Annotated in this window: 26 protein-coding genes and 2 pseudogenes; 17 read left to right on the top strand and 11 right to left on the bottom strand. The window is 63.7% G+C overall.

Annotated elements, in window-relative coordinates; all coding sequences use genetic code 11:
• Positions 1-210 precede the first annotated feature (210 nt).
• The 10 genes from D0Y60_RS18880 to D0Y60_RS18925 all read left to right on the top strand — a co-directional run bounded on the left by D0Y60_RS18880 (position 211) and on the right by D0Y60_RS18925 (position 8,303).
• On the top strand, positions 211-1,041 hold the full coding sequence (locus D0Y60_RS18880) for an alpha/beta hydrolase (protein ID WP_117371518.1): 831 nt from the start codon (positions 211-213) through the stop codon (positions 1,039-1,041).
• A gap of 480 nt (positions 1,042-1,521) precedes the next feature.
• Positions 1,522-1,875 carry a metalloregulator ArsR/SmtB family transcription factor gene (locus tag D0Y60_RS18885; RefSeq protein ID WP_117371519.1) on the top strand — a complete coding sequence of 118 codons (354 nt, stop codon included), beginning with the start codon at positions 1,522-1,524 and terminating at the stop codon, positions 1,873-1,875.
• Positions 1,872-2,312 (top strand): arsenic resistance N-acetyltransferase ArsN2, encoded by a 441-nt coding sequence (arsN2, locus tag D0Y60_RS18890; RefSeq protein WP_117371520.1) that lies wholly within the window; start codon positions 1,872-1,874, stop codon positions 2,310-2,312. The genes D0Y60_RS18885 and arsN2 overlap by 4 nt, the downstream gene beginning before the upstream one ends.
• Before the next feature lie 15 nt (positions 2,313-2,327).
• A complete protein-coding gene (locus tag D0Y60_RS18895; RefSeq protein ID WP_117371521.1) occupies positions 2,328-2,855 on the top strand; it encodes an arsenate reductase ArsC in 528 nt (175 codons plus the stop codon).
• Complete coding sequence (gene arsB, locus D0Y60_RS18900; protein ID WP_117371522.1) at positions 2,855-3,913, top strand: ACR3 family arsenite efflux transporter; 1,059 nt, start codon at positions 2,855-2,857, stop codon at positions 3,911-3,913. Before D0Y60_RS18895 ends, arsB begins: the two co-directional genes overlap by 1 nt.
• Positions 3,914-3,915: 2 nt before the next feature.
• A complete protein-coding gene (gene arsC, locus D0Y60_RS18905) occupies positions 3,916-4,338 on the top strand; it encodes an arsenate reductase (glutaredoxin) (RefSeq protein WP_117371523.1) in 423 nt (140 codons plus the stop codon).
• Positions 4,339-4,351: 13 nt separating this feature from the next.
• On the top strand, positions 4,352-5,041 hold the full coding sequence (gene arsH / locus D0Y60_RS18910; protein ID WP_117371556.1) for an arsenical resistance protein ArsH: 690 nt from the start codon (positions 4,352-4,354) through the stop codon (positions 5,039-5,041).
• Between the two features lie 385 nt (positions 5,042-5,426).
• A complete protein-coding gene (locus D0Y60_RS18915; RefSeq protein ID WP_117371524.1) occupies positions 5,427-6,356 on the top strand; it encodes a bifunctional enoyl-CoA hydratase/phosphate acetyltransferase in 930 nt (309 codons plus the stop codon).
• Complete coding sequence (locus D0Y60_RS18920) at positions 6,353-7,468, top strand: acetate/propionate family kinase (RefSeq protein WP_117371525.1); 1,116 nt, start codon at positions 6,353-6,355, stop codon at positions 7,466-7,468. The genes D0Y60_RS18915 and D0Y60_RS18920 overlap by 4 nt, the downstream gene beginning before the upstream one ends.
• Positions 7,469-7,577: 109 nt before the next feature.
• Entirely contained in the window at positions 7,578-8,303 is a 726-nt protein-coding gene (locus tag D0Y60_RS18925) for a universal stress protein (RefSeq protein WP_117371526.1), read from the top strand.
• Positions 8,304-8,324: 21 nt separating this feature from the next.
• On the opposite strand, the pseudogene D0Y60_RS18930 reads toward D0Y60_RS18925, so the two are convergent.
• From D0Y60_RS18930 to D0Y60_RS18945, 4 genes and pseudogenes are all read right to left on the bottom strand, one after another.
• Positions 8,325-10,062 (bottom strand): annotated as a pseudogene (locus D0Y60_RS18930) (cation-translocating P-type ATPase).
• A pseudogene (locus D0Y60_RS18935) lies at positions 10,002-10,193 on the bottom strand (VIT1/CCC1 transporter family protein); the annotation flags it as partial. The pseudogenes D0Y60_RS18935 and D0Y60_RS18930, both read right to left, overlap by 61 nt.
• Positions 10,194-10,288: 95 nt before the next feature.
• Complete coding sequence (locus D0Y60_RS18940; protein ID WP_035219899.1) at positions 10,289-10,840, bottom strand: cytochrome b/b6 domain-containing protein; 552 nt, start codon at positions 10,838-10,840, stop codon at positions 10,289-10,291.
• On the bottom strand, positions 10,840-11,118 hold the full coding sequence (locus tag D0Y60_RS18945) for a PepSY domain-containing protein (protein ID WP_035219788.1): 279 nt from the start codon (positions 11,116-11,118) through the stop codon (positions 10,840-10,842). Before D0Y60_RS18945 ends, D0Y60_RS18940 begins: the two co-directional genes overlap by 1 nt.
• A 129-nt stretch (positions 11,119-11,247) precedes the next feature.
• Here D0Y60_RS18945 and D0Y60_RS18950 point away from each other — a divergent pair, with 129 nt between their 5' ends.
• From D0Y60_RS18950 to D0Y60_RS18965, 4 genes are all read left to right on the top strand, one after another.
• A complete protein-coding gene (locus D0Y60_RS18950; protein WP_035219790.1) occupies positions 11,248-11,580 on the top strand; it encodes a PepSY domain-containing protein in 333 nt (110 codons plus the stop codon).
• Complete coding sequence (locus tag D0Y60_RS18955; protein WP_117371557.1) at positions 11,580-12,239, top strand: response regulator transcription factor; 660 nt, start codon at positions 11,580-11,582, stop codon at positions 12,237-12,239. Before D0Y60_RS18950 ends, D0Y60_RS18955 begins: the two co-directional genes overlap by 1 nt.
• Positions 12,236-13,600 carry a HAMP domain-containing sensor histidine kinase gene (locus D0Y60_RS18960; RefSeq protein WP_035219791.1) on the top strand — a complete coding sequence of 455 codons (1,365 nt, stop codon included), beginning with the start codon at positions 12,236-12,238 and terminating at the stop codon, positions 13,598-13,600. Before D0Y60_RS18955 ends, D0Y60_RS18960 begins: the two co-directional genes overlap by 4 nt.
• Before the next feature lie 120 nt (positions 13,601-13,720).
• Positions 13,721-14,407 (top strand): YoaK family protein, encoded by a 687-nt coding sequence (locus D0Y60_RS18965; protein ID WP_035219792.1) that lies wholly within the window; start codon positions 13,721-13,723, stop codon positions 14,405-14,407.
• A gap of 211 nt (positions 14,408-14,618) precedes the next feature.
• Here the strand turns inward: D0Y60_RS18965 and D0Y60_RS18970 are convergent, their stop codons facing one another.
• The 6 genes from D0Y60_RS18970 to D0Y60_RS18995 all read right to left on the bottom strand — a co-directional run bounded on the left by D0Y60_RS18970 (position 14,619) and on the right by D0Y60_RS18995 (position 20,326).
• Positions 14,619-15,002 (bottom strand): hypothetical protein, encoded by a 384-nt coding sequence (locus D0Y60_RS18970; protein WP_051795987.1) that lies wholly within the window; start codon positions 15,000-15,002, stop codon positions 14,619-14,621.
• A 399-nt stretch (positions 15,003-15,401) separates the two neighbouring features.
• On the bottom strand, positions 15,402-16,424 hold the full coding sequence (locus D0Y60_RS18975; protein ID WP_023513010.1) for an FAD:protein FMN transferase: 1,023 nt from the start codon (positions 16,422-16,424) through the stop codon (positions 15,402-15,404).
• Positions 16,405-18,612, bottom strand: a complete 2,208-nt coding sequence (locus tag D0Y60_RS18980) for a PepSY domain-containing protein (protein ID WP_117371527.1) — start codon at positions 18,610-18,612, stop codon at positions 16,405-16,407. Before D0Y60_RS18980 ends, D0Y60_RS18975 begins: the two co-directional genes overlap by 20 nt.
• Before the next feature lie 12 nt (positions 18,613-18,624).
• Positions 18,625-19,092, bottom strand: a complete 468-nt coding sequence (locus tag D0Y60_RS18985; RefSeq protein WP_023513012.1) for a DUF2271 domain-containing protein — start codon at positions 19,090-19,092, stop codon at positions 18,625-18,627.
• 268 nt (positions 19,093-19,360) lie between these two features.
• On the bottom strand, positions 19,361-19,876 hold the full coding sequence (locus tag D0Y60_RS18990; protein ID WP_023513013.1) for a cytochrome b: 516 nt from the start codon (positions 19,874-19,876) through the stop codon (positions 19,361-19,363).
• A gap of 54 nt (positions 19,877-19,930) precedes the next feature.
• Positions 19,931-20,326 (bottom strand): PepSY domain-containing protein, encoded by a 396-nt coding sequence (locus tag D0Y60_RS18995; protein WP_088016575.1) that lies wholly within the window; start codon positions 20,324-20,326, stop codon positions 19,931-19,933.
• A gap of 146 nt (positions 20,327-20,472) precedes the next feature.
• Between D0Y60_RS18995 and D0Y60_RS19000 the strand changes: the two genes are divergently transcribed.
• From D0Y60_RS19000 to D0Y60_RS19010, 3 genes are read left to right on the top strand one after another with little or no spacing between them, the layout of a single operon-like run.
• Positions 20,473-21,132: a response regulator transcription factor gene (locus D0Y60_RS19000; RefSeq protein ID WP_024271189.1), complete on the top strand. Its 660-nt coding sequence runs from the start codon at positions 20,473-20,475 to the stop codon at positions 21,130-21,132.
• Positions 21,129-22,457, top strand: a complete 1,329-nt coding sequence (locus tag D0Y60_RS19005; RefSeq protein ID WP_117371528.1) for an ATP-binding protein — start codon at positions 21,129-21,131, stop codon at positions 22,455-22,457. Before D0Y60_RS19000 ends, D0Y60_RS19005 begins: the two co-directional genes overlap by 4 nt.
• Positions 22,458-22,501: 44 nt before the next feature.
• Positions 22,502-23,767, top strand: a complete 1,266-nt coding sequence (locus tag D0Y60_RS19010) for an MgtC/SapB family protein (protein WP_117371529.1) — start codon at positions 22,502-22,504, stop codon at positions 23,765-23,767.
• Between the two features lie 158 nt (positions 23,768-23,925).
• Here D0Y60_RS19010 and D0Y60_RS19015 read toward each other — a convergent pair whose 3' ends face one another.
• Positions 23,926-24,165 (bottom strand): DUF465 domain-containing protein, encoded by a 240-nt coding sequence (locus D0Y60_RS19015; protein ID WP_117371530.1) that lies wholly within the window; start codon positions 24,163-24,165, stop codon positions 23,926-23,928.
• Positions 24,166-24,184 lie beyond the last annotated feature (19 nt).

The following is a 24,184-nucleotide window of genomic DNA, read 5'->3' on the forward strand; positions in this document are numbered from 1 at the left end:
CGAAGCTTCGCCGAACCGTCTCGTCGCGCGGGAAAAATCATCTGGTGTGATGGGCACAGCGAAGACCTCCACTTCCGCGCTGAACATGAGGCAGCATGGCACCTGTCAAAAATTATTTCAAGCCTAAAGTTTCTCGCGCCAATGGCATTGCCTTTGTCGTCCATCCGCGCGATTTCTAGCCCGCTGACAACGCGAAGGAGGAGTGCGGCAATGCTGGAACACCGGATATCGGATTGGGACGACGCCTATTCCAACGGCGCGAACATCGCGCGCGGCGATCGCTGGCCGGCCTCCTGGGTGGAGCCTGCCGAAACCTTCCGCACCACCCTGGCCGCCGCCGGCCGCGCGAAACTCGACATCGCTTACGGCGACCGGCCGCGCAACCGGCTCGATCTCTTCCTGCCGGAGGGCACGCCAAAAGGTCTTGTCGTCTTCGTGCATGGCGGCTTCTGGCTTCAGCTCGACAAAAGCTTCTGGTCACATCTGGCCGCCGGCAGCATCGAGGGCGGTTATGCCGTCGCCATGCCGTCCTATACGCTTTGCCCCGAGGTGCGCATCGCGGAGATCGTGAAGGAGATCGCCGCGGCAGTGACGGAAGCGGCACGCCATGTGGAGGGACCGCTGATGCTGACAGGGCATTCGGCCGGCGGCCATCTCGCGAGCCGCATGGTGACGGCGACGGCACCACTCGCGCCGGAGGTCCAGGGGCGCATCCGCAACGTCGTCTCGATTTCAGGCGTGCACGACCTGCGACCAATGCTCTCGACCGCCATGAATGCAAGGCTTGCCATCGACGAGGCGGAGGCACTGGCGGAAAGCCCCGCCTTGCTGCGACCCATGCGGAATGCCCGCATCACCTGCTGGGTCGGCGGCAACGAGCGTTCGGAATTCCTGCGGCAGAACGCCCTGCTCGCCAATATCTGGACCGGCCTCGGCGCGACCACGGTGGAGGTCGTCGAGCCGGACAGGCACCATTTCAACGTCATCGATGGCCTTGCCGATGCGCAGCATCCGTTGACGCGCCAGCTTCTATCCATCTGACGACATTAGCGATCCGGCGAGAGACGGCCACAGCGATGGCCTTGGGATTTTTCCTGCTTGAGCGCCTTGTCCCTTTTCATCGGTCGACAAGACCCGAACTTGCTTTTGGTGATGCTTGATGGTCTGGACGCCGATGGCCGTGGCGCTGTGCGTCTTGGACACGCCGGGATCGCCGAGAGGACGATGTTGTTGGCGTCGTTGATGAAGTCGCATTGCTGCCGCTGGCCCTGGGTGTTGTTTATTTCACGGCTGGGTAAGGCTGCGACGACAGTTTCCCTTTGCACCACGAGCCGGCCATTTTCACGTTGATCTCACTGACCAAAATGGGGCCGGTTGCTGACAGTCTGCTCTCGCGATCAAATTGCGAGAAACGGCCATCCTGCTGCTCAGGTGTATATAGGGCCAAGCACGGATTAGCCCTACGCAATGTCAGTAGTCGCGTGCAATTGACAATCGCAACATATCCGATAATCTGGATATATGGATAACACCACAGCAATTGCGGCGCTCGGCGCCTTGGCACAGGCCACGCGACTGGAGACCTTCCGGCTTCTGGTCCGGCATGAACCCGATGGCATCCCGGCCGGCGAACTCGCCCGCCTTATCGATGTGCCGCAGAACACCATGTCGGCGCATCTCGCGACGCTCTCGCGGGCAGGCTTGGTGACGAGCGAGCGGCAGAGCCGGTCGATCATCTACCGGGCAGACCTCGCCGGCCTGCGAGAGCTGACCCTGTTCCTCCTGAAGGACTGCTGCGGCGGATCGACGGAGCTTTGCGCTCCGCTCATCGCCGAGCTGACGCCCTGCTGCGCCCCGGAGGCGAAGCTGTCATGAGCGCGATCAGGTTGGAGCAAATTGAAGGCAACGACGCTGGCCTCAAGGCAGCCTTGACGGAAGCACATCTGCCAACTGACGACATCGAGGATCACGGCCGCACCTTCTACAGGGCGCTGTCATCGGATGGCCGGGCTATCGGTTTCCTCGGTGTCGAGCGCTGCGGCGACGATTTTCTCCTCCGTTCGGTCGTCGTGCTTCCCGATCATCGGGGGCAAGGACTGGGGAGCGTTTTGGTCGAGCGGGCGGTGGCGGGTCTCGATCAAGCCGGCGACGTCTTCCTTGCCACGACGAGCGCAGCACCGTTCTTCACGCGCGTCGGATTTTTTGAAGTCCTGCGAGACAGCGTTCCCGCAGCCGTGCTGGCGACCCGCCAGCTTTCCTCCATCTGCCCATCATCGGCGACGATCATGAAGCTTATCCGGCCGCCGACCTAACCACGGACCACGACCATGACCGATAAGACCTACAACGTGCTCTTCCTCTGCACGGGCAATTCCGCTCGTTCTATTCTCGCCGAATCCATCCTCAACAAGGAAGGTGGCGGACGATTCAAAGCCTTCTCCGCCGGTAGCCAGCCGAAGGGTGAGGTTAATCCGCATGCCCTGAAGGAACTGGAGGCACTCGGCTATCCATCGACGGGCTTCTCGTCGAAGAGCTGGGATGTGTTTGCGGAACCCGGCGCGCCGCAGATGGATTTCATCTTCACCGTCTGCGACAGCGCCGCCGGCGAAGCCTGTCCCGTCTGGATCGGCCATCCGATGACCGCCCATTGGGGTGTCGAAGACCCTGCCGCCGTCACGGGATCGGACGTCGAGATCCAGCGTGCCTTCGCACAGGCCGCGCGTTTCCTCAAGAACCGGATTGCCGCGTTCGTCAGTCTGCCGCTGGCATCCATCGATCACATGGCGCTTGAGACGAAGCTTCGCCAGATCGGTGCGATGGAAGGTTCGACGTCGCCGCAGGGAAAGTCCGCCTGATGTCCACGTTCGAGCGCTATCTGACCATCTGGGTATTCCTGTGCATCATCGCCGGTGTCGCCCTCGGCCATCTCATGCCCGGCCTCTTTCAGATCATCGGCGCGGCCGAGGTCGCCAAGGTGAACATTCCCGTCGCGATCCTGATCTGGCTGATGATCATTCCGATGCTGCTCAAGATCGATTTCCGGTCTCTGGCGCAGGTCGGCACCTACTGGCGCGGTATCGGCGTGACCTTGTTCATCAACTGGGCCGTCAAGCCGTTCTCCATGGCACTGCTCGGCTGGCTTTTCATCGGTTGGCTGTTCCGCCTATACCTGCCTGCCGACCAGATCGACTCCTATATCGCAGGGCTGATCATTCTCGCCGCGGCTCCCTGCACCGCGATGGTGTTCGTCTGGAGCAACCTGACACGCGGGGAGCCATTGTTCACGCTGTCTCAGGTCGCGTTGAACGATGCCATCATGGTCGTCGCCTTTGCTCCGATCGTAGGCTTATTGCTCGGCCTCTCCGCGATCACCGTGCCTTGGGATACGCTTGTTCTTTCCGTCGCCCTCTATATCGTCGTGCCCGTCATTATCGCGCAGGTCATCCGCCGCCGCCTCACGGTTGGCGGTACGGCTCGCGCACTGGATGGCGTGCTGGCAAGGTTGCAGCCGATCTCACTGGTGGCGCTGCTTGCGACGCTGGTTCTGCTCTTCGCCTTTCAGGGCGAGCAGATCATCGACCAGCCCGCCGTCATCGGCTTGCTCGCCGTGCCGATCCTGATCCAAGTCTATCTGAACTCCGGGCTTGCTTATCTGCTCAACCGGATGACCGGCGAACGGCATTGCGTTGCCGGGCCATCGGCTCTGATCGGCGCCAGCAATTTCTTCGAGCTTGCGGTTGCTGCCGCCATCAGCCTGTTCGGCTTCCAGTCCGGCGCAGCACTCGCCACCGTCGTTGGCGTGCTCATCGAGGTTCCGGTCATGCTCTCGGTCGTCTGGATCGTGAACCGCTCGAAGGACTGGTACGAGGCCGCCCCCGCTGTTTCCAGAACCACCGCCACCGAAAGGCACTGACCATGGACGCGACCATCTATCACAACCCCGCCTGCGGGACGTCCCGCAACACGCTGGCGCTGATCCGCGCTGCCGGCATCGAACCTGCTGTCATTGAGTATTTGCTGAACCCGCCGACGCGCGAGCAGCTTGCGACGATGATCGCGGACGCTGGCTTGAATGTTCGGGAAGCTATTCGCGAGAAAGGCACGCCTTATGCCGAACTCGGTCTGGACAACCCAGACCTGACTGACGAGCAATTGCTCCACTCGATGATCGCGACGCCAATCCTGATCAATCGACCCTTCGTCGTGACACCGCTCGGCACCCGGCTCGCCCGTCCGTCCGAGGCGGTGCTCGACATCCTGCCCGACACCTTCAAGGGACCGTTCTTCAAGGAGGACGGTGAACAGATCCTCGACCAGGAAGGAAAGCGCATTGCCTGACACTTTCCCAGCACTGCGGGGCGATCACCTATATTCGACAGATCTCGATGCCCTGCGTCCGGCGTTCTCAACGCATAAGCCGCGCATCCTGATCCTCTACGGCTCGCTGCGTGAGGTGTCGTATAGCCGCCTGCTCGCATTCGAGGTCCGCCGGCTGCTCGAACGCCTTGGATGCGAGGTTCGTATCTTTGACCCGAAGGGCCTGCCGCTCCCTGACGAAGCGCCGGCGAGCCATCCGAAGGTGCAAGAATTGCGCGATCTTTCGCAATGGTCGGAAGGGCAGGTCTGGGTGAGCCCGGAACGCCACGGCGCGATGACCGGGATAATGAAGTCCCAGATCGACTGGATTCCACTCTCGGTCGGATCGGTCCGGCCGACGCAGGGCAAAACGCTTGCCGTTATGGAGGTGTCGGGCGGTAGCCAGTCCTTCAATGCAGTGAACCAGATGCGCATTCTCGGCCGCTGGATGCGGATGGTCACCATCCCGAACCAATCCTCGGTCGCCAAAGCCTATCAGGAGTTCGACGCCGATGGCCGGATGAAGCCCTCGTCCTACTACGACCGGGTGGTGGATGTCTGTGAGGAGCTGGTGAAGTTCACCGTCCTCACGCGCGACGCCTCCGCCTACCTCACCGACCGCTACAGTGAGCGCAAGGAACAGGCGGCCGAGCTTGAGAAGCGTGTATCGTTGCGGTCGATTTGAAGGGCTTCGCTCATGTCGGATGCGCGAACGTCATGCCTCGTGCCACAGCCAGAATGCTGACCGAAGCCTGCGCTTGCAAAACTTGACGTTGGAATCCGTCGATCGGGAGACGCAAGTGCCATCACATACATGCCGGTGTGCCCGCCGACCACAGCCGTTGCGGTCAATACGGCCCGTTAGCCCCCACCAACGGAACCATCAAAATCCAAGCGCCCATGGTTGCAATCGCTTCTTATCCAGAGCCCGGGCACGGTTCATCCGCCAAATACCAGAATGGCGCGGCGCGACAGGGGTAGAACACCTCTTGCCTCCATTGGGACCATCGTGAAGATTACCGTTCCTACGCAGGGTTTGCTCTTTCCATAGAGTTCCAGGGAAACATTCCATGAGCCGACAGACAGATGCGATCCTCACCCTTTGCCGTGCGCTGCCGCCCACCCGTATCGCGATCGTGCATCCGGTAAAGGCCAATGTCATTGCCGCCAGCTTCGAGGCGGTGCAGGAAGATCTGGTAACGCCGGTGCTCATCGGCCCGGCGGCGCGGATAACCGACGCGGCCAGAGAGGCCGGGGTCGATATCGCGGGGTGGGAGATCGTCGATACCGAGCACAGCCATGCGGCGGCGGTCAAGGCGGCGGAACTGGCCGCGAGCGGCCATGTGGGTGCCATCATGAAGGGTTCGCTGCATACGGACGAGCTTCTGGGCGAGATCGTGAAGGCCGGCGCGGGGCTGCGCACGGAGCGGCGCATCTCGCACTGCTACCTCATGAGCATCGCATCCTATCCGAAACCGTTCATGATCACCGATGCCGCCGTCAACATCCTGCCCGATCTCGCGGTGAAGGCGGATATCGTCCAGAATGCGGTCGATCTCTGGCGCGTGGTGTTCGGCGAGGCGCGCGCGCCGAAGGTCGCCGCTCTCGCGGCGGTGGAAACGGTCAATCCCAAGATGCAGGCGACCCTCGACGCCGCAGCACTCTGCAAGATGGCGGACCGCCGGCAGATCACCGGCTGCCTGATCGACGGGCCGCTTGCCTTCGACAATGCGATCAGCCCGCAGGCAGCACGGGAGAAGGGCATAGAATCGGCCGTCGCCGGCGATGCTGACATCCTTCTCGTTCCCGATATCGAGGCCGGCAACATGCTGGCGAAGCAGCTCACGTTTCTTGGCAGCGCTGAGGCGGCCGGCATCGTGCTGGGCGCCCGCGTCCCCATCGTTCTGACAAGCCGGGCCGACGACCAGCGCACGCGCCTCCTGTCCTGCGCGCTTGCCTGCCTCCTCGCGGATGCCCGCGCCAAGGGCCGCATCAAATGACTGACGTCCTGCTCGTTCTCAATACCGGTTCGTCGAGCCTGAAATTCGAAGTTTTCGGCTATGAGGCACTCGACAAGCTCGCCAAGGGCAAGGTCACCGGCATCGGCACCGAGGCCAGGCTGAGCGCGACGGTCGTGGCAAGCGATGTCCATGTCGACAGGGCGCTTGCAGCGAACGACCACGAGACCGCCATGGCCGCGGTGATCGACCTCATCGACCGATACGACGACGCATGGCGCATGGTGGCGACGGTACACCGGATCGTGCATGGCGGCGCCGATTTCGTCGCGCCTGTCGTCGTCACGCCCGGGATTCTCGATCGGCTTGCGGCGCTGGCGCCCCTCGCGCCATTGCACCAGCCCTACAATCTCGCGGGCATCGCGGCGTCGGACCGCCTGTCGGACGCCCCGGACATCGCCTGTTTCGATACCGCCTTCCACGCCGGCCATGCACCGCTCTTCCAGGTCTTCGCCGTCGATGCGACGCTGCGGGATCGGGGCATCCGCCGCTACGGATTCCACGGCCTGTCCTACGAGTGGATTGCCCGCGTGCTCGCAAGTGAACACCCCGATCTTGCGCGCGGCCGGGTCGTGGTCGGGCATCTCGGCAATGGCGCAAGCCTGTGTGCCCTGAAGGACGGCGCAAGCGTCGACACGACCATGGGCATGACCGCGCTCGACGGTCTGCCGATGGGGAGCCGCACCGGTGCGATCGATCCCGGCGCGGTCACCTACATGCTGCGCAATCTCGGCATGGGCATCGACGATGTGGAACATGCGCTCTACGAGCGCTCCGGCCTGAAGGGCCTGTCCGGCCTCAGCAACGACGTGAAGGCCCTGCTCGAAAGCGCGGATCCGCGCGCCGGCTTCGCCCTCGACTATTTTGCCCTGAAGGTAGCGCAGTTCGCGGCCATGATGGCAGTGTCCATGGGTGGACTCGACGCCGTCGTCTTCACGGGGGGCGTCGGGGAAAATGCGGGACCGGTTCGCGATGCGATCCTCGCCCGGCTGGAATTCCTGCGGCCGTTCCGGACCTTGATCGTCCCGGCGAACGAGGAACGCATGCTTGCGATCCACGGCAAGGCATTGCTGGAGGCAGGACGGGGCGGCTGATCCGGTCCTCGATGGCGAGGCCCCGCGCAACACTTGACCAGGATCAATATATGCCGCGTTATCGGCGCTATGCTTCCGACCGCTTGCCTGGAACGGAAGGAATGTACGCGTGTTTTATCAATCCATTCTCGTCAATCTCGATATCGAGCGGCCGGTCGAGCCGATCACGGAGGCCGCGGTCGATCTGGCGTCTCGCTCGGGTGCTCGGCTCATAGGGCTTTGCGCCGCCGGAACGCTCGCAGAGCGCATGGAGGAGGCTCGCGCCACGTTCCTCCATCTGGCGGCAAACAGGATCGAGGCGGAATGGCGCGGCGAAACGATGGCGCCAACCGAGGCGGTCGTGGCGGCCGCCCGTGTCGCCGATCTGGTGCTGATGGCGGCCGGAGACCGCGCGGACCCGGCGACCGTCGTCCTGCGTGCCGGCCGGCCTCTTCTGGTGGTCGGGAGCGACTGCGACACGATTGCGACACGAAAGATCGTCATCGGCTGGAAGGACACCCGCGAGGCCCGCCGCGCGATTGCGGATGCGCTTCCCCTGCTCTCGGTCGCCTATGACGTCGCCGTCGTCTCCGTTTCCCCGGAGCCCGCGCCGGCCGAGAGGCAGAGCCTCTCCGATATCGTTTCCTATCTCGCCCGGCACAATGTGAAGGCCAGGCCGCAGATGATCAAAAGCGCCGACGAAACGATCGGCTTTCTGCAATTCGTCGACGAAAGCGACGCCGATATCGTCGTCACCGGCGCCTATGGTCATAGCCGCCTGCGGGAATGGGTGTTCGGCGGAATCACGGGCCTGCTTCTCGAAGAGAACACGCGCACCCGCTTTCTTTCCTGTTGATCCGCGGAACGCGACCGGCGCCTACACCGGCGTGTCGGCCGACGACGTGGCCGCAACCGGTGGCGACGTCTCCAACCCATCCTCCGGCGCACGGACGGATGCGGCCCTGTCCACTGGCCGCCGGATCGGATCCGACAACAGCGGAAGCCGTTGAGGACCACGAGCACGGTCCCGCCTTCATGTCCGACCACCGCCAGCGGCAGAGGCAGATCGAAGAACAACCCGCCCGTTACCAGCACCAGCATGGCGCCGATCGCGACGACGAGGTTCTGCCGGATGATCGCGGCGGTCCGGCGCGCCAGATGCTGCGCATCGGCCAGCTTCTTCATGTCATCCGACAAGAGGGCGACATCGGCGGCCTGAAGGGCGACCTCCGAGCCGGCCGCGCCCATGGCGATGCCGACATCGGCGCGTGCAAGAGCGGCCGCGTCATTGACACCGTCGCCGACGAAGGCCACGGTGCCGCCACCCGCCAGTTCCCCCACATGACGCACCTTGTCTTGCGGCAGCATTTCGGCATGAATCTCGTCGGGAGCAAGGCCGAGCAGCGCGCCGATCCGCAAGGCCACCGGCCGGCGGTCTCCGGTCATCATGACGATGCGGCACACGCCGCCGGCCCGCAGCGCGGCGAGCGCCGGGGCCGAGCTCGCCCTCGCCTCGTCCGCCACGCCGACGGCGCCGAGAACGGTCGGTCCACGTCCCAGATAGACGACGGTCTCGGCGCTGTCGGTCAGTTCCCGAAGCCGGGCGTGGTCGACGGACGCCCCCATGTCCCGAACGAGATGAAGATTGCCGGCCCAGAGGACACCAAGCGCATCCGACCCGACGATCCCTGCGCTTGGGCGCGCGCTGACATCCACGACATGCGCCGGCGCGATGCCACGTGCGGCCGCCTCCCGGCGTATGGCCGCCGCGACATGATGCTCGGAATGGGCTTCGAGCCCGGCGAGCAACGACAGGAAGCCGCATTCGTCCGCGTCCAGCGCGACGATCCGCGTCACGGCCGCCCGGCCGTTGGTGAGGGTGCCGGTCTTGTCGAAGGCGAAGATATCGACGGCGGCCAGTGTTTCGAGCGCGCCGCCGAGAGCGCAGACAGGATCGCTGCAGGCACCGATATGACGATCGCACAGGGGCTGGCCGCGACCAGCAGCGTCGCGGCCCGATAGAGCGCCTGCTCCCAATCGCGCTCCACCCCGTAGAAAACGGCGAAGGCTAGAGCGGCGCCGAGGAGCACCGCGACGATATAGCGCTGTCCGAACCAGGCGCTGAAACGCTCGGAGGGGGCCTTGGCCTCCTGGGCTTCCGTGATCAGCCGGATCATGCGGGCGATCGTGCTGTCGCCGATCGTTCTTGCGACCGCCACTTCCAGAATGCCGTCCAGATTGACGGTGGCCTCGAACACCTGCTGGCCCGGCTCTTTGGAAACGGGCATGGATTCACCGGTGATATTGGCCTCGTCGATACCGCCGCGTCCCTGCAGGATGACGCCATCGGCCGGCACGCGGGCGCCGGGCCGCAGGATCACGACATCCCCGACGACAAGCTCCGCTGCGGGAACCTCCAGCACCGAGCCATCGGCCTGCCAGCGGAACGCCGTTTCGGGACGAAGCGCCATCAGCGCCTCGACGGCGCGGCGCGCACGGCCGAGCGCCTGGTGCTCAAGCGTCGTCGACACGCTGAACAGCGTCAACAGCACCGCGCCATCGACATCGCGCCGGCCACCAGCCCGGCGACACCGGCGACGAGGATTTCCTGCGATGCAGCGGTCGCCGCCGCGACACCGACGATGAGGCTCGACGTCGAGATCAGCCCGTCATTGGCACCCAGCACCGCCGCGCGGAGCCAGCCGATACGTTCGATGAGTTGGCTTTCCCTGTGGACGGCGCGCATGGCATCTCCGATTTCAGCAGATCGGCTGTGGTTACACGACTTCAGGCAATGGATTTAGAATTATTCTAAATGTATGCCATAGAGACGGCAGCACATCAATCTTCGCGGCGCTTTCTTCCCGTCACCATGGCGCGAACGAGGTTTTCCCGGTGCTCGACGCTGGCTAGAACAACGCCGGCGATATGCAGGGCGACCAGCCCGATGGTCGAATAGACAAGGGCCTTATGGACATCCTCCACCCAGCCGACACCCCAATAGGCATCCGTGGTCATCATATAGCCGGTGGTCACGATGCCGGACACCGCCGCGAGCAACAGAACGACCATGGCGCCCCCCGCCGGATTGTGGCCGAGATACCGCTTGGCGCGGAAGGCGAGGCTGTCACGGAGGAACGCGAGAATCGTCGTAGGGGCATAGAGGAAATTGGCGAAGCGGGCGTGATGCGGCCCCAGCAGCCCCCAGACCAGGCGCAAGGCGATCAGCCCGGCGATGGCATAGCCGGAGAGGATATGGGCCTTCTTCCATTCGTCGCCGGTGACGAAGGAGAAAACGAAGAGGCAGACCAGCGACCAGTGAAAGACCCGCACGAGCGGGTCCCACACCTTGACGCTTTCCCCCGCCCCGCTGGTTCGGGAGAGTGGCGCCATCATTCCGCTCCTTCCGAGCCGACCGGCTCGCCGGTCTGCGGATTGAAGATCGTCTCGACCTTGGCGCCCTTGGCATCGATCGCATAGACTTCGTAGCAGCCGTTCTCGACCTTTATCCGCCGGACGTCGAGGCCCATCGCCTTGGCCTTGTCCTTCATGGCATCCTCGGTCATCCATTTGTCCTTCGGCACGTCGCAGCTCTTGCCCTCATCTTCGGCACGGGCCGCACCGGCGGCAAAAAGGCCGAGAAGGGCGGTTGCGAGAAGGATTGTCTTCATGGAATTTCTCCTTGTGGCCGGCCGGAGCACCCTGCCCCGACGCTGGACGCACCATAGGCAGCCGTGGCTGAGCGATGGCTGACGGGAAATGTCAGCAAAATTTCAGCCTCGCCGTGCTAGGCTTCGAACATGCGTGTGCTCTTCATGTCCGTCATCACCCTTTCCCTTGCCGGGCTCCTTTCGGCCGGCGCAATCGCTCATGCAGACGATGAGGGGGACGACGCGGACGGACGCACCCTCGACGCCGTTCAGGAGGCGGTCGAGAAGGGCGCGATAAAACCGTTTTCCGAGTTGCGCGACATCGTCAGCCGGCGTTTCCGGGGCGATATCGTCCGCGTGGAACCACGCCGGAAGCACGGGATCTTCCTCTACAAATTCAAGGTTCTGTCGCCCGAAGGGCAGCTCGTCGAAATAGAGATCGACGCAGCGAGCGGCACGATCCTCGAAGTCGAGAACGAATGATGCGCATCCTGCTCGTTGAAGACGACCGGCTGATCGCCCGCGATCTCATCGCCCATCTGGAGCGGGCGGGCTATGTCGTGGACCATGCCCGCGACGGCGAAGACGGCTGGTATCGCGGCGACAGCGAGGATTTCGCCGCCGCCATCCTCGATCTCGGCCTCCCCTCCATGGATGGCATGACGATCCTGAAACGCTGGCGCAAGGACGGGCGCCGCTTCCCCGTCCTCATCCTGACGGCGCGCGGCAATTGGGAAGAGCGCGTGGAAGGCATCGATGCCGGGGCGGACGACTATCTCGCCAAGCCCTTCCAGATCGCGGAAGTCCTCGCCCGCCTGCGCGCTATCCTGCGCCGCTATGCCGGCGAGCCGAGCCCCGTCCTCAGCGCCGGCGGCCTACACCTGGACCCGCGCGTCAAATCGGTGACGCTTGGGGACCGGCCGGTCGACCTGACGCCGCTCGAATATCGCTGCCTGCACCATCTGCTCCAGAACCGCGAGCGCCATGTCAGCCAGCAGGAACTGACCGAGCAGCTCTACGCCCAGGATTTCGACCGCGACAGCAATTCGGTGGAGGTGCTGATCGGCCGGCTGCGGCGCAAGCTGGGCAAGGCTTTCATCGAGACGCGCCGCGGCTACGGCTACCGGATCGCCGCCGCATGAGATGGCCAACCTCCATTCGCAGCCGCCTCCTGCTGATTTCCGCGTTGACCGTGAGCCTCGCGCTGACACTGACCGTCACCTTGCTGGTCTCGCTCTTCTCCAGCAACATCCGCAACCGCATCGATGCGGAGCTGACCAGCCATATCAACACGCTGGCCGGCGCGCTGTCCTTTGCCGCCGACGGCACGCTCCAGCGCCCGGAAAGCCCGCTCGACCAGCGCTTCGCCACGCCCTATGGCGGGCTTTACTGGCAGATCGTCGACGATGCGCGGGGGCAGACCGTCCGCTCGCTGTCGCTGTTCGACACGGCCCTTGCCCTGCCCATGGACAGGCACGCCGAGGGCGCGGTTCATCGCTACCTGCTGCCCGGCCCGGCCGGAAGTTCATTGATCGTCCTCGAGCGGCTCGTGCAGGTCGCTGCACCGGAGGGGAAACGCGCGCTGCGCATCGCTGTCGCCATCGACGCGCAAACGCTGGAGGAGGCCAGAGCCGCCTTCATCCGCGACATCCTGCCGGCCGTCGCCGGGCTCGGCGTCTTCCTCGTCGTCGCGTCGATCCTGCAGCTCACCCTCGGGCTGCGGCCGCTGGCGGCGCTGAACGAAGGGATCGTGCGCATCCGCGAGCGGCGTGCCAACCAGTTGACCGGCGCCTATCCCAGTGAATTCCAGAGCACCGTGGCGGCAGTCAATGCGCTTCTGGATACGCAGGAAGCGATGATGGGCAAGGCGAGGAAGCGCGCGGCCGACCTCGCCCACGGCCTGCGCACGCCGCTGACGGTGCTCTCGAACGATGTCCTCACTCTGCGCGACAAGGGTGAGGCGGCCATGGCGGACGAACTGGAGCACCTGGCGTCCGTCATGCGTAATCATGTGGAACGGGAACTGGCGCTTGCCCGCATCGCCGCCAGCGCGGACCTGCGCCGCTCGGACGCCGACGTAGCCATGATCGTCGGCGAACTTGTGCGCATCCTCAAGCGCTCCCCTTCCGGCGAGCGGCTGCGGTTCGAGATCGACGGCCCAAACACCGAGACCGTGCCCATGGACCCAGCCGACTTTCGCGAACTCATCGGCAACCTGCTCGAAAATGCCGTCAAATGGGCGACGGCCGAAATTCGCGTGCGCTGGAAGCGCAACGAAGACGGCCTGCGTCTGACGATCTCGGACGACGGTCCGGGCGTGCCGGAGCAAGAACTCGGCAATCTCACCCGCCGCGGCTGGCGTCTTGACATGGCATCCCCCGGCTCTGGCCTCGGTCTCTCCATCGTTCGTGAAATCGTCGATGTCTATCGCATCGGTTTTATGCTGCGGAACAGAAAGGCCGATAGCGGGCTGGAAGCCGAGCTTCTGTTCGCTCATACATGATGCAAACCGTCACGCAGATGGACGCCCCCCATCGACTCTCGCGCTTCGGCGTTGCATCCTGCCCTACAGAAACGACACGCGGTTCGTTCCCCACCGCATCCATAGCAATGTAAAATCGAAATGCTCATCCAAGAAGGCGACAAGAGGACTCCGGCAACAGACCTGATGCTGGCTTCAATTCTGGCGTTCGTCGCAGGCGGCGTGAACAGTGCCGGTTACCTTGGCTACCGCTATTTCTCAGCCAACATGACCGGCAATGTCTCGATGGCCTCCGATTTCCTCGCAGTCTCCCGGTCCGACCTGGCACTGGGATTCCTGACGATCGTCGTGATGTTCATCCTTGGTGCCTTCATCGCCTCGTGTCTCATCGAAGTCGGCAAGCGGCAGCTACGTCGTAACATCTACGCCCTCACATTGATCGTCGAAGCCGCGCTTCTGATGCTTGTCGGGCTTTTCATCACCCTGAGCGCACGCTCCCCGAATGGTGTGCTGGTGGTGGGCCTGTTGAGCCTGACCATGGGATTGCAGAATGCGGCATCGACGCGGATTTCCGGCAGTCGCGTAAGAACGACCCACGTTTCGGGTGTAGCAACCGATATCGGGGTGGGCATCGCCATGCTTCTGGGAAACAATTCCAGCTCCGACAGGCTGGCCATCGTGCTGCGCTTGAAACTCCACCTCGTCACGATTGTCTTCTTCGCACTCGGTGGCGTATTTGGCGTTCTTGGATACCAGCACCTCGGGGGATTATCCTTCTGCGCTTTGGCGATGCCTCTACTCCTGCTAAGCATCAGATATCTCCGGTAATGCAGATGGAGAAATGCTGCCCGCTCTGCCGGACGGCGCGCACTTGCAAATTGAGCAGACTGTCGGCTTTGAAGTGTCACAACTTTAGACTGAAGGACCATAATAAAGGCGCAAATATACCTCTACCCCAGCCGGATACCGGCCAGCACCGACACATCGCCATAGCAACCGTCGACTATCCCAAGAACACAATTCAAATCCGAATCTACTGTTATTCTGGCCCACGATCACCGTATTTGAGCAGCCCCTTCACCGCCTCGCCATCCAAAGCCTGCGCATCGAACAGCGCCGTGGTGAGCGCGTCGAGCTTGTCGCGGTTCTCACTGATGATTTCGACCGCCCTCGCAAATGCCCTTTCCAATCCCGCATGGATGCGGGCTGCGAGATCGGGATTACCGTCGAGCACGGCGGTCGGGTCCTTGTCATCGCGGTAGAGCAGCGGCTGAATCGCACCGAAGCCGAGGGAACGCTCCATGGCGAGCGCCATCTTCGTTGCCCTGGCGAGACCGCTTTCGTCCGAACCAGCGGACCCGGCGGACACCTTGCCGACCACGATCTGCTGGGCGGCGCGCCCCGCCATGAGCATGGCAAGCATGTCCTTACGGTACCCCAGCGTATCAGCATTTGCCTAAACCCGCAATCTTCCAACCTATCGGTTCCCACCAATTGTGGGTTGCTATGATCCGGGCCGACTTCATGGCCTGAGTAAAGTCGTAGGAGCTACGGCGGTTAAGAAATTCCTACATTAAGCAACCTGTGATGAAATAAACAGCAGAGAGATCAGAAATTAAACTTGATAAATTTCAAAAGGTTAAGCGTGCAAATCCGCGCCTCTCACGTTCTGGCGCATTCTCCACATCAACTGTCGCGATATGAAATCTTGGGTTGAATGGAATTTGGAAGCCGATACGGGGTCCCGTTACAACGTCGATTGACAAGAATAGCTGGCCAAAGTCCAGCCACCACCAGGAGGCACGGCCATTTTCCGGTCCTGTCAGTCCGAATTGTGCGATTGCTTCAAACTTTGCCCATAAACCTCAGGAACCCTTCGACAGGTCTCCCGGCCTGCCGAAAAAAGAGGTCCTGTCGCTATCGGCCGGACTCCGCCCGAGGCGTCTCGCAGAAGAAACAGCACGTCTAGGCCAAGGTGCTGGGCAAGCTCGGTCCCGGACGTCGGACCGAGAACCGTCAACGCGGTCGCCCAGGCATCGGCTTCAGCGCAGGTTCGCGCGACGACCGTGACCGAAGCGGGCGACGACAGTAGCGGCGCACCGCGGCGCGGATTCATGGTGTGCGAGAGACGGCGACCGTTCACGACAGTCCAATGCCGGTAATCGCCAGAGGTGGCGACCGCAGCCTCCTGCAAGGCGAGGACGGAGTGCGGCGCTCGACGGGCCGCGTCGGGACCTTCTACGGCAATGTTCCACGGTTCACCATCGGGGCGCAGACCGAGCGCCCTCATCTCGCCGTCAATTCCCACGAGGCCGGAAGTTATGCCGAAGCGCCCGAGGATCGCGACCAGCCGGTCGACGCCATATCCCTTGGCAATGCCGTTGAGGTCGATCGTGATCGGCGCGCGCTTGCGCACCGCCGCGCGAACAGGATCGAGCTCGAGCGCCACATGGGCGGGTTGGCGCGATGTCGCGAGTGCCTTCCGGATCAGGGCCCGGTCGGCCGCTTGCGGGCCAAAACCCCAGGCAACGACCGCATCGCCCACGCCGATATCGAAAGCTCCGCCCGACGCACGGCCGATTTCGAGCGCAAGATGCAGAACGTCTGCCAGACGCGCCGGCACATCGATCCAGTCGCCGACGGGACCGGCGTTCAACCTCATCAGAGCGCTGTCGGGCTTCCAGGTGGACATCTGCGCGTCCACCTCGTCCATTTCCGCCTGAAGAGCGTGTCGAACCGGCTCCGGATCGAACCCTGCCTCCGTGTAGAACAGCGCGGACCAGCGCGTTCCCATGGTCGGTCCGTTGAGCGCGTGCCTCATCGGATCAGTAGACGTCTTCGACATAGCGTCCCTCCGCCTTGAGCAGGGCCGGCGTCAACCCTACCGGCGCGAGAATCTCGGCAAGCGCCGCCGAAACGCCGACGGCCATATCCCGCCCACCACAGACCATGATGCGCGCGCCGCTGCGGATCAGGGCTGCGATCTGGGCGGCATCCTCAAGAAGAGCGTGCTGGACATAGCGCGGCATCCGCCCGCGCGAGCAGGCCCCGACGAGCCGGTGAAGGCGCCCTTCGCGATGCCAGCGCGTCAGTTCGTCCTTGTAGAGGAAATCGCTGGCAGGATGACGCATTCCGAAGAACAGGTGGATCGGACGGCGACGCGCATTGGCGCGCACGAAGCCCGCCAGCGGCCCTATCCCTGTTCCAGCTCCGATCAGGATCAACGGTATCCTCCTCCTGCCGGCATGGAAGCCGGGATTGGTTCGGATGAATGCGCGAACGGCACATCCTGGCTCCAGATTGAAGAGCTGCCCGGAACAGAGCCCCGCCGGATGCTTCTTCACGACGATCTCGATGAAGCCATCGCGCCGTCCCGAAGCCAGCGAGTAGAACCGTGGAACGGACGAGCCCTCGGGCAGCACGCCGAGAAGATCGCCTGCCGAATATCGACCGAAGCCACGCCCGGCCAACCGATGCCAGAACGGGACTTTGGGCAGCACGAACCGCAGGATCACTGTCGGAGCTTGCACCTCCGCGCCGTATTCGCGTCGCGAAACGAGGGTCAATGGGGAGGCCGCCAGCAAGGCTGGCCGATGGACAAGCTCCAGCCCGATCCCTATTGCCTCGCCCAGCGATCGTCCCCAACGGGCAAAATCCTGCGGCGACTGCCGGTCGACGGTTTCGTATGGGATGAGCGTGCTCCACCCTCGCGCCTCGGCGGCCCTCGCAACGACCTGGGCAAAAGCGCAGTAGGCCGGGAAGCTGCGGTCACCGAAGCCGAGCACGGCGATCGGAATGGTTGGCTCTACCGGCAGGGTTTGCAGGCGATCGAGAAACCCCCGCGCCGAAGCGGGCGCATCGCCATCGCCATAGGTTGCCGCAAGAATGAGAACGCGCCGGGCATGCCGGTAGCGTTCAGGATCGAATGACGACATCGGCGCGGTGTGAACCGCCTGCCCGAGCTTCGTCAGCGCGGCGTGCAGTGTCGCAGCGAAGCTCCATGTGCTGCCGCTCTCGCTGCCGACAAGCAGGATCGTTTCCGCACGTCCAGCCGTTACATTGCCGTGAATCCGTGGCCGCCCGCGCCGACCCGCCAGCCACAGGATGAGGCCGGTGCCCGCCATCGCCGGCACGCCGAGCGCCATCATGCCGAGCACGAGGCCCAAGGTGGCCGCGCCTCGACCGGTATGCAGCATATAGATAGTCTCCGAGAGACGCTGCCATCCGGTCAGGTCGCTCCAGGCCAGCAGCACGCCGGTGCCCTGATCCAGATAGCCCGTGCCGCGATCCGTCTTCAGCGTGAAGACATCCGTCGCATCGGCCGGATCGGGAAACGCCAGGCTGCGCAGTTCGGTGACCGGTGTCCGTTTCAGCAGATCCATATGCGATGCGGCCATGCCGGTCCGGCCGCTCGCCTCGATGTGGGCGACGGGAGATGTGGCCGCGTCGGGAAGGAGATCGAATGTCGACGCCGTCATCCACAATGCGGTGGCCGAGGACAAGACGAGGCCTGCGACGGCGACGCGCGCGATCTCGACATGCAATCTTCCGGCGAGCGGCCCGCGTATCGGCGCGAACCATCGCCGCCAGCCGCCGGCCCTGCGGGCGACGAGCATAGTGCCGGACACAGCCAAGACCAGCATGGCGGCAGCGCCCACTGCCGCTGCGATACGCCCGCCGTCACCGAGAAAGAGCGACCGGTGCAGACCGGTAAGCCACTGCTCGACGGCATTCGGATCGCTGGAGGCGACACCCAGCCCTGTTGCGGGATCGATGATGGCGGCCTGAGGCGCCCCACCCTCAAACCAGTAGGCGGTGATCTTGCCGGAGGGCGCGCGACGTATCTGTTCTATTTGAGGGTGGATGGCGAGGATACGTCCGGCCAGCGTCCCGACGGAAAGCCCTGCCTCGGCCTGCGGGGCGGACAACCGTTCGGCGGCGGGAAACAGCGAGAGTGCTGCACCGCTAAGGCTCAAGACCAGCAGAAAAAGAGCGGCCAGAAGGCCTGGCCAGCGATGGATGACACGGATCATGTCGTCCACCGCCTAGAAGGAGTAGGCAACGGTCGAGACGTAGCGTCGACCGCGAACGGTCGTCTTCGTGCCCGCAGTGGTCAGGGGAACGGCGACCTCGTTGGGGCTGTCACGCATGTCCTCCACGGCTGCGTCGACATGCAGCGTGTAACCTGCGTCGAAAAGCGCATCGGCAAGGTCGAGCGAGATCTCCAGCGTGCGCCCCGCACCGACGCTAGCGCCGGTAATGCCGTCGATACCGGCGCGGCCGCCAGTGGCGCGATACCAGCCCGATAGATGCTCGTAATATTTGGACTTGCCGCCAGCGACCCAGAGCGTGCCGGCATATTTGCCCTGGGGATCGGTGACGTAGAGCGCGAGATAGGCGCCGTCGCCGCCATAGTTGGTCAGCGTTGTGGTCAATGTCACCGGCCGGGCCATGGCGAGGCCAGGGAACGTGAGGGCGGTTGTCATGGCGAGAGCTGCGAGAAGCGATTTCATGTCGGCTTGCCTTCTGCGAGGAAACGGTGTCCGGGTCGTCGCAGAGCGCCGACCCGTCCTCGTCACTGTGGCGAAGCCGCCTGAGGGCTGCCTGACGGCCATCGGGATTTTCCGTCAGCACTTCGTCAGGAAACATCGGACACGGTCAGGTCCGCAGCAGATGCAGGAGCGACCGGCCTGTCGGCAGGCCAGCCGCGAAAGCTCCGGGGACTGAACAAGACGGCAGCCAGCCACGCTCCGCTCAGGCGCGTGGCTGGCTGCCGCTGCGTTAGCGCGGAGACATCCGCTGCAACGTCCCGTCGCGCAGGACGTACTGGTGCCAGACCGCCATCGCGGCATGCAGTCCGGCAAGGTAGAGGATGATCGTGCCGGCATTCTCATGAATGTCCGCGATCAGGCCCGGTGCGCCCTGCACCCGCTCGGTGATCGCCGGAAGCTGGAAGCCGAAGAAAGAAACGGGAACACCGAGGCGCGACGCCGCGTACCAACCGCTCAACGGCAGGGCAATGAGGAACAGATACAACAGCACATGTCCGGCTTTGACGGCAAGGGCGAGACGGCCATTGGACTGCGGCGCGTCCGGGGTTCCGCCCGCAAGGCGCAGGATCAAGCGCGGAAGCACCAGGACGAGCACGGCCAACCCGAACGAGAAATGCAGCAAGGGCGGGTTTTCGGCCATATGACGGCCTCCCGTCGAGGTCAGCCAGGCCCCGAGGATCAGCAGGGCTGTCAGCCAGTGGATGACGATCATGCTTCTGGAATAACGGGCCGGATCATGAGGCATGGCGGGATCTCCTTGCGACGGTCGCAGCGCTTGAGCGATAGCGAGATGGGATTGCTACTTGATGGTGGTCTTGGGCCGCACGGTCGTCCCGAGCAGGGTGTTGGAGGATGTTCCGCCTACGGTGTCGTTCTGCGAGGCTGGCGGCCGCTGACGCCTCGATCCGTGACGGTCGTCATCGCGATCCCTGTGCCGGAACTTGACGATTTCGAGGGTTTCCGGATCGACCTTGGCCTTGAAAGCCAGGCCATTCCGGTCGGTTCCCCGGATTTCGTAACAGCCGTCATCGATCTTGATCCTGGCAACGGTCCAGCCTTGACTGGCGGCCATTGTTTCGACCGCTTCCCGCGGCTTCCATCGATCCATCGAGACATGGCAATCGTCGTCGTCAGCCTTGGCGATACCGGGACCGGAAAACGCCAGAACGAGGATCGCGGCCAGCAAATGTTTCATCGTTTCATTGTTCCTGATCAACGCGCTTTCGGGGGGAACCATGGCACGCTCTCCTGACGAACGCCTGAAGCAGCGATGGGGCGGTCTTCAGCAAACCGACAGCATCGGACGCTAGGCAGGAGGATGGCGAGACGGGTGACCCTGGGATGAGAGTTCTACTGATCGAAGACGATGCTATCCTCGGAAAGGCCGTGCGCGAGCAGGTTGCCGCCCTCCACTCGGTGGACTGGGTGACACGGCTCGATGCGGCGCGCGAACATCTCCAAAGCGCGGCATACGATCTCATCCTGCTCGATCTGATGCTCCCGGACGGATTGGGCATCGCCTTTCTCAAAAAGCTTCGAGCCGAGGGCAGCGTGACGCCGGTCATCATCCTGACGGCGCTCGACCAAATCTCCGACCGCATCGCGGGCCTCGATGCCGGCGCCGACGACTACATGATCAAGCCGTTCGATCTGTCGGAACTCTCCTCGCGGCTGAATGCGGTGGCGCGGCGATACAGCGGCAACCCGAATCCTCTCATCGAGATCGGCGACCTGCGCATCGATCTCGCCGCCCGGACCGTGATGCACGGCGCGCGCCCTGTTGAGCTTACCGGTCGCGAATGGGCGCTGTTCGAAGCATTTCTGCAGCGGCCCGGCATCGCGATGACCAAGGCGCAGCTCGAAGATCGGCTCTATGCATTCGGCGCAGAGGTCGAGAGCAATACGATCGAGGTTCACGTCAGCAGACTGCGCAAGAAGCTCGGCCACGGCGCGATCGATACGGTGCGGGGCATCGGGTATCGTCTTGGAACGGCAAGATGAAGCGGCCCAGGAGCCTGCAATGGCGGCTCTCGCTATCGCTGGGGCTAGGGCTAACGGTGTTATGGGCACTTGCCGCGGTCGTGACCGCGCAGATGCTGCGCCACGAAATGGACGAGGTGTTCGACAGCGCCCTCGAAGAGACGGCGCAACGCATCCTGCCGCTTGCGGCGATCGAGATCATCGGCCGCGATGCCGACGACACCGAACAGCGCGTTGCCACGCTCCGCCAGCACGACGAGTATTTCACCTATGTCGTGCGCGATGCCGCGGGCAAGGTTCTGCTGCGATCGCACAGCGCCGATCTCGCGGCATTCCCGCCGTTTTCCGGAATGGGCTTTGCCACGACGCCGACGCACCGCCTCTACTCCGACGCGACCCTCCAGCAGAATCTGACCATCACCATCGCGGAGCCCCTGTCGCATCGCCGGATGACCGCCGGGCGACTGTTGCTCGGGCTGAGCCTGCCGCTGGCCGTCATTGTCCCGCTCGGCTTGATCGGCATCTGGGTCATTGTCCGGCTGTCCATGACCCCGGTTCGGACCTTCCGCTCGCAGATCGAGGGGCGCGGCGGCGGTGATTTGACACCCATCGACGCGGAGGACCTGCCCTCGGAGATCGGCCCCGTCGCCAAAGCGGTCAACCACCTCCTGGACCGATTGACGCGTACCTTGCAGGCCGAGCGCAGCCTGGCGGCCAAATCGGCCCATGAGCTGCGGACACCGGTGGCTGCTGCACTGGCGCAGGCGCAGCGCATGATCGCGCAAGCGCCGGACGACGCCACGCGCGAGCGCGCCGAGGATATGCAGACCGCCTTGCGGCGCCTTTCCCGCCTCACCGAGAAACTCATGCAACTGGCGAGAGCCGAGGGCGGACGCCTTCTCGCCGAGGCGCCGGTCGAGATCGGCGCCATCCTGCGAATGGTTGTGAGCGAATTCGACGGGCAGGCCGAGACTGCAGGGCGCATCGACCTGACACTGCCAGACGCGCCGGTATTCGCAAGCATCGACGCCGACGCCTTCGCCATCCTGGCCCGGAACCTGATCGAAAACGCCCTCAAGCATGGCGTGCGGGACGAACCGGTCGCCGTCACCTTGTCGGCAGACGGCTGTCTGCGCGTCACGAACGCCGGCCCGGTCGTGCCTTCCGCAGTGCTTGCGCGGCTGAGCGAGCCCTTCGAGCGCGGTCAGGCTCTGGTGCGGGGGGCCGGCCTGGGGCTCGCCATCGCCCGGACCATTGCTGCCGGAACAAATGGACGGATAGAACTCCAATCTCCCGCAAGCGGCAGGATTGACGGGTTTGAGGCAAGGTTCTTCATAGACAAATGATCATCGACATCGACGCCAGATGCTGAAAGGCAACTCGGGAGACCATGGACACTGACGCCCTGCTCAGCCGCCTTGCGGTATCGCTTTCGATCGGTCTGCTGATCGGCCTGGAGCGTGGATGGCGTACCCGCAACGAGGAAGACCATCTGCGCGCGGCAGGTCTACGAACGTTCGCGCTGACCGGTCTCACCGGCGGCATTACCGGCGCCCTGGCCCGGCAGTTCGACTCTGGCCTCGTGATCGGTCTTGTTTTCCTCGGGTTCACCGCGGCATTCGCCTCCTACCACTGGCTCGAAGCGCGGGCCGAGCGAAATTACAGCGCGACATCCGTCGTCGCCGGCATAGCCACGTTCCTGCTGGGAACGCTTGCCGTCGTCGGCGACCTTGCAGCCGCCATCGCCGGGGCTGTTGCCACGGCTGTGCTGCTTGCCCTGCGCGAGCCGTTGCATCGTTGGGTCGCGTCGCTGAGCTGGAATGAGATCCGGTCGGGCCTGACGCTTCTGGCAATGACCTTTCTCATGCTGCCGATCCTGCCGAGCAGGCCGGTCGATCCCTGGGGCACCGTCAATCCATATGAGATCTGGTTGCTGACCATCCTGATCGCCGCGGTCTCCTTCGCCGGCTACGTCGCCGTCCGCGTGTTCGGGGACCGGCTTGGCGTCCTGATGACGGCGATCGCGGGCGGGCTCGCCTCTTCGACAGCGACGACCTTGACGCTGGCAAGGCTTGCCCGCCGGCACCCCGAGTCCAGCACGCTGCTTTCCTGTGGCGTGCTTCTTTCCGGCTTGACCATGATCATCCGCGTTGCAGTCGTGGCGACGGCCTTGAACCCAAGCTTGCTTCCGCATCTCAAATGGCCATTGCTCATCGGCGGTGGCGTGCTCGCCATCGGCGCCGGGCTCCTGCTGCTACAAAGTCGCGGCTCCTCCGAACAGCCGGAACTTACGATCACCAACCCGCTGGAATTGGCGCCTGCCCTGAAAATGGGGACACTCATCACCGTGGTCATGGTGGTGTCGCATCTGCTTCAGCAGTCGTTCGGGAATGCGGGCGTTCTGGTGACCGCCGCCGCTTCGGGCATCGCCGATGTGGATGCGATTTCGATCTCCATGGCCCGCCTGGCGTCGCATTCGATCGAGCCCGGTCTTGCGGCAGATGCGATCCTGATCGCCGTGGCCATGAATACACTTGTCAAAGCCGTGATGGCGGCATGGGTCGGAGGCTCAAGGATCGGTGGGCCCGTCAGCGCCCTTAGCGTGCTCGGCCTTGCGGCCGGCATGGCAGCGTCTCTGTATCTTGGCCGTTCGTGAATTGAGGGGGAGATTGCGGCCGGGCATGCGGCCACACTCGGGCCTTGATGGGTCGGTCTGGTCGGCTGTAAGCGATGGTTTCGGGGAGAGTGGTGTCGCTGATCTCCCCGAAATCGGGTAATGCAAGCGGGGCAGCAAAACGCGGCCTCGCAGTCCCCTCACGCGTTGCGGAGCGATGCCACGATCTTGTCTTTTAACATCAGCCGCTGGCGGCGCAGATCGGCCTCGGCTGCTTCGGAAATGGCGTCGAGACGTGTCTCGGACCGATGAATCTTGTCGTTCACCGCGTCATATTCCGTCAAAACATGCGCAAACTCCGGGCTTTTCGCCTTCAGGGCATGAATGGCGTCCGTCTGGTCTGGGAATTCGTCGCCAAGAGTGTGAGGTGTATTCGACAAGGTTCTTTCTCCTTTTCTG

It is taken from the genome of Shinella sp. WSJ-2, from assembly GCF_003432075.1.
In the GTDB taxonomy this organism is placed as follows: Bacteria; Pseudomonadota; Alphaproteobacteria; order Rhizobiales; family Rhizobiaceae; genus Shinella.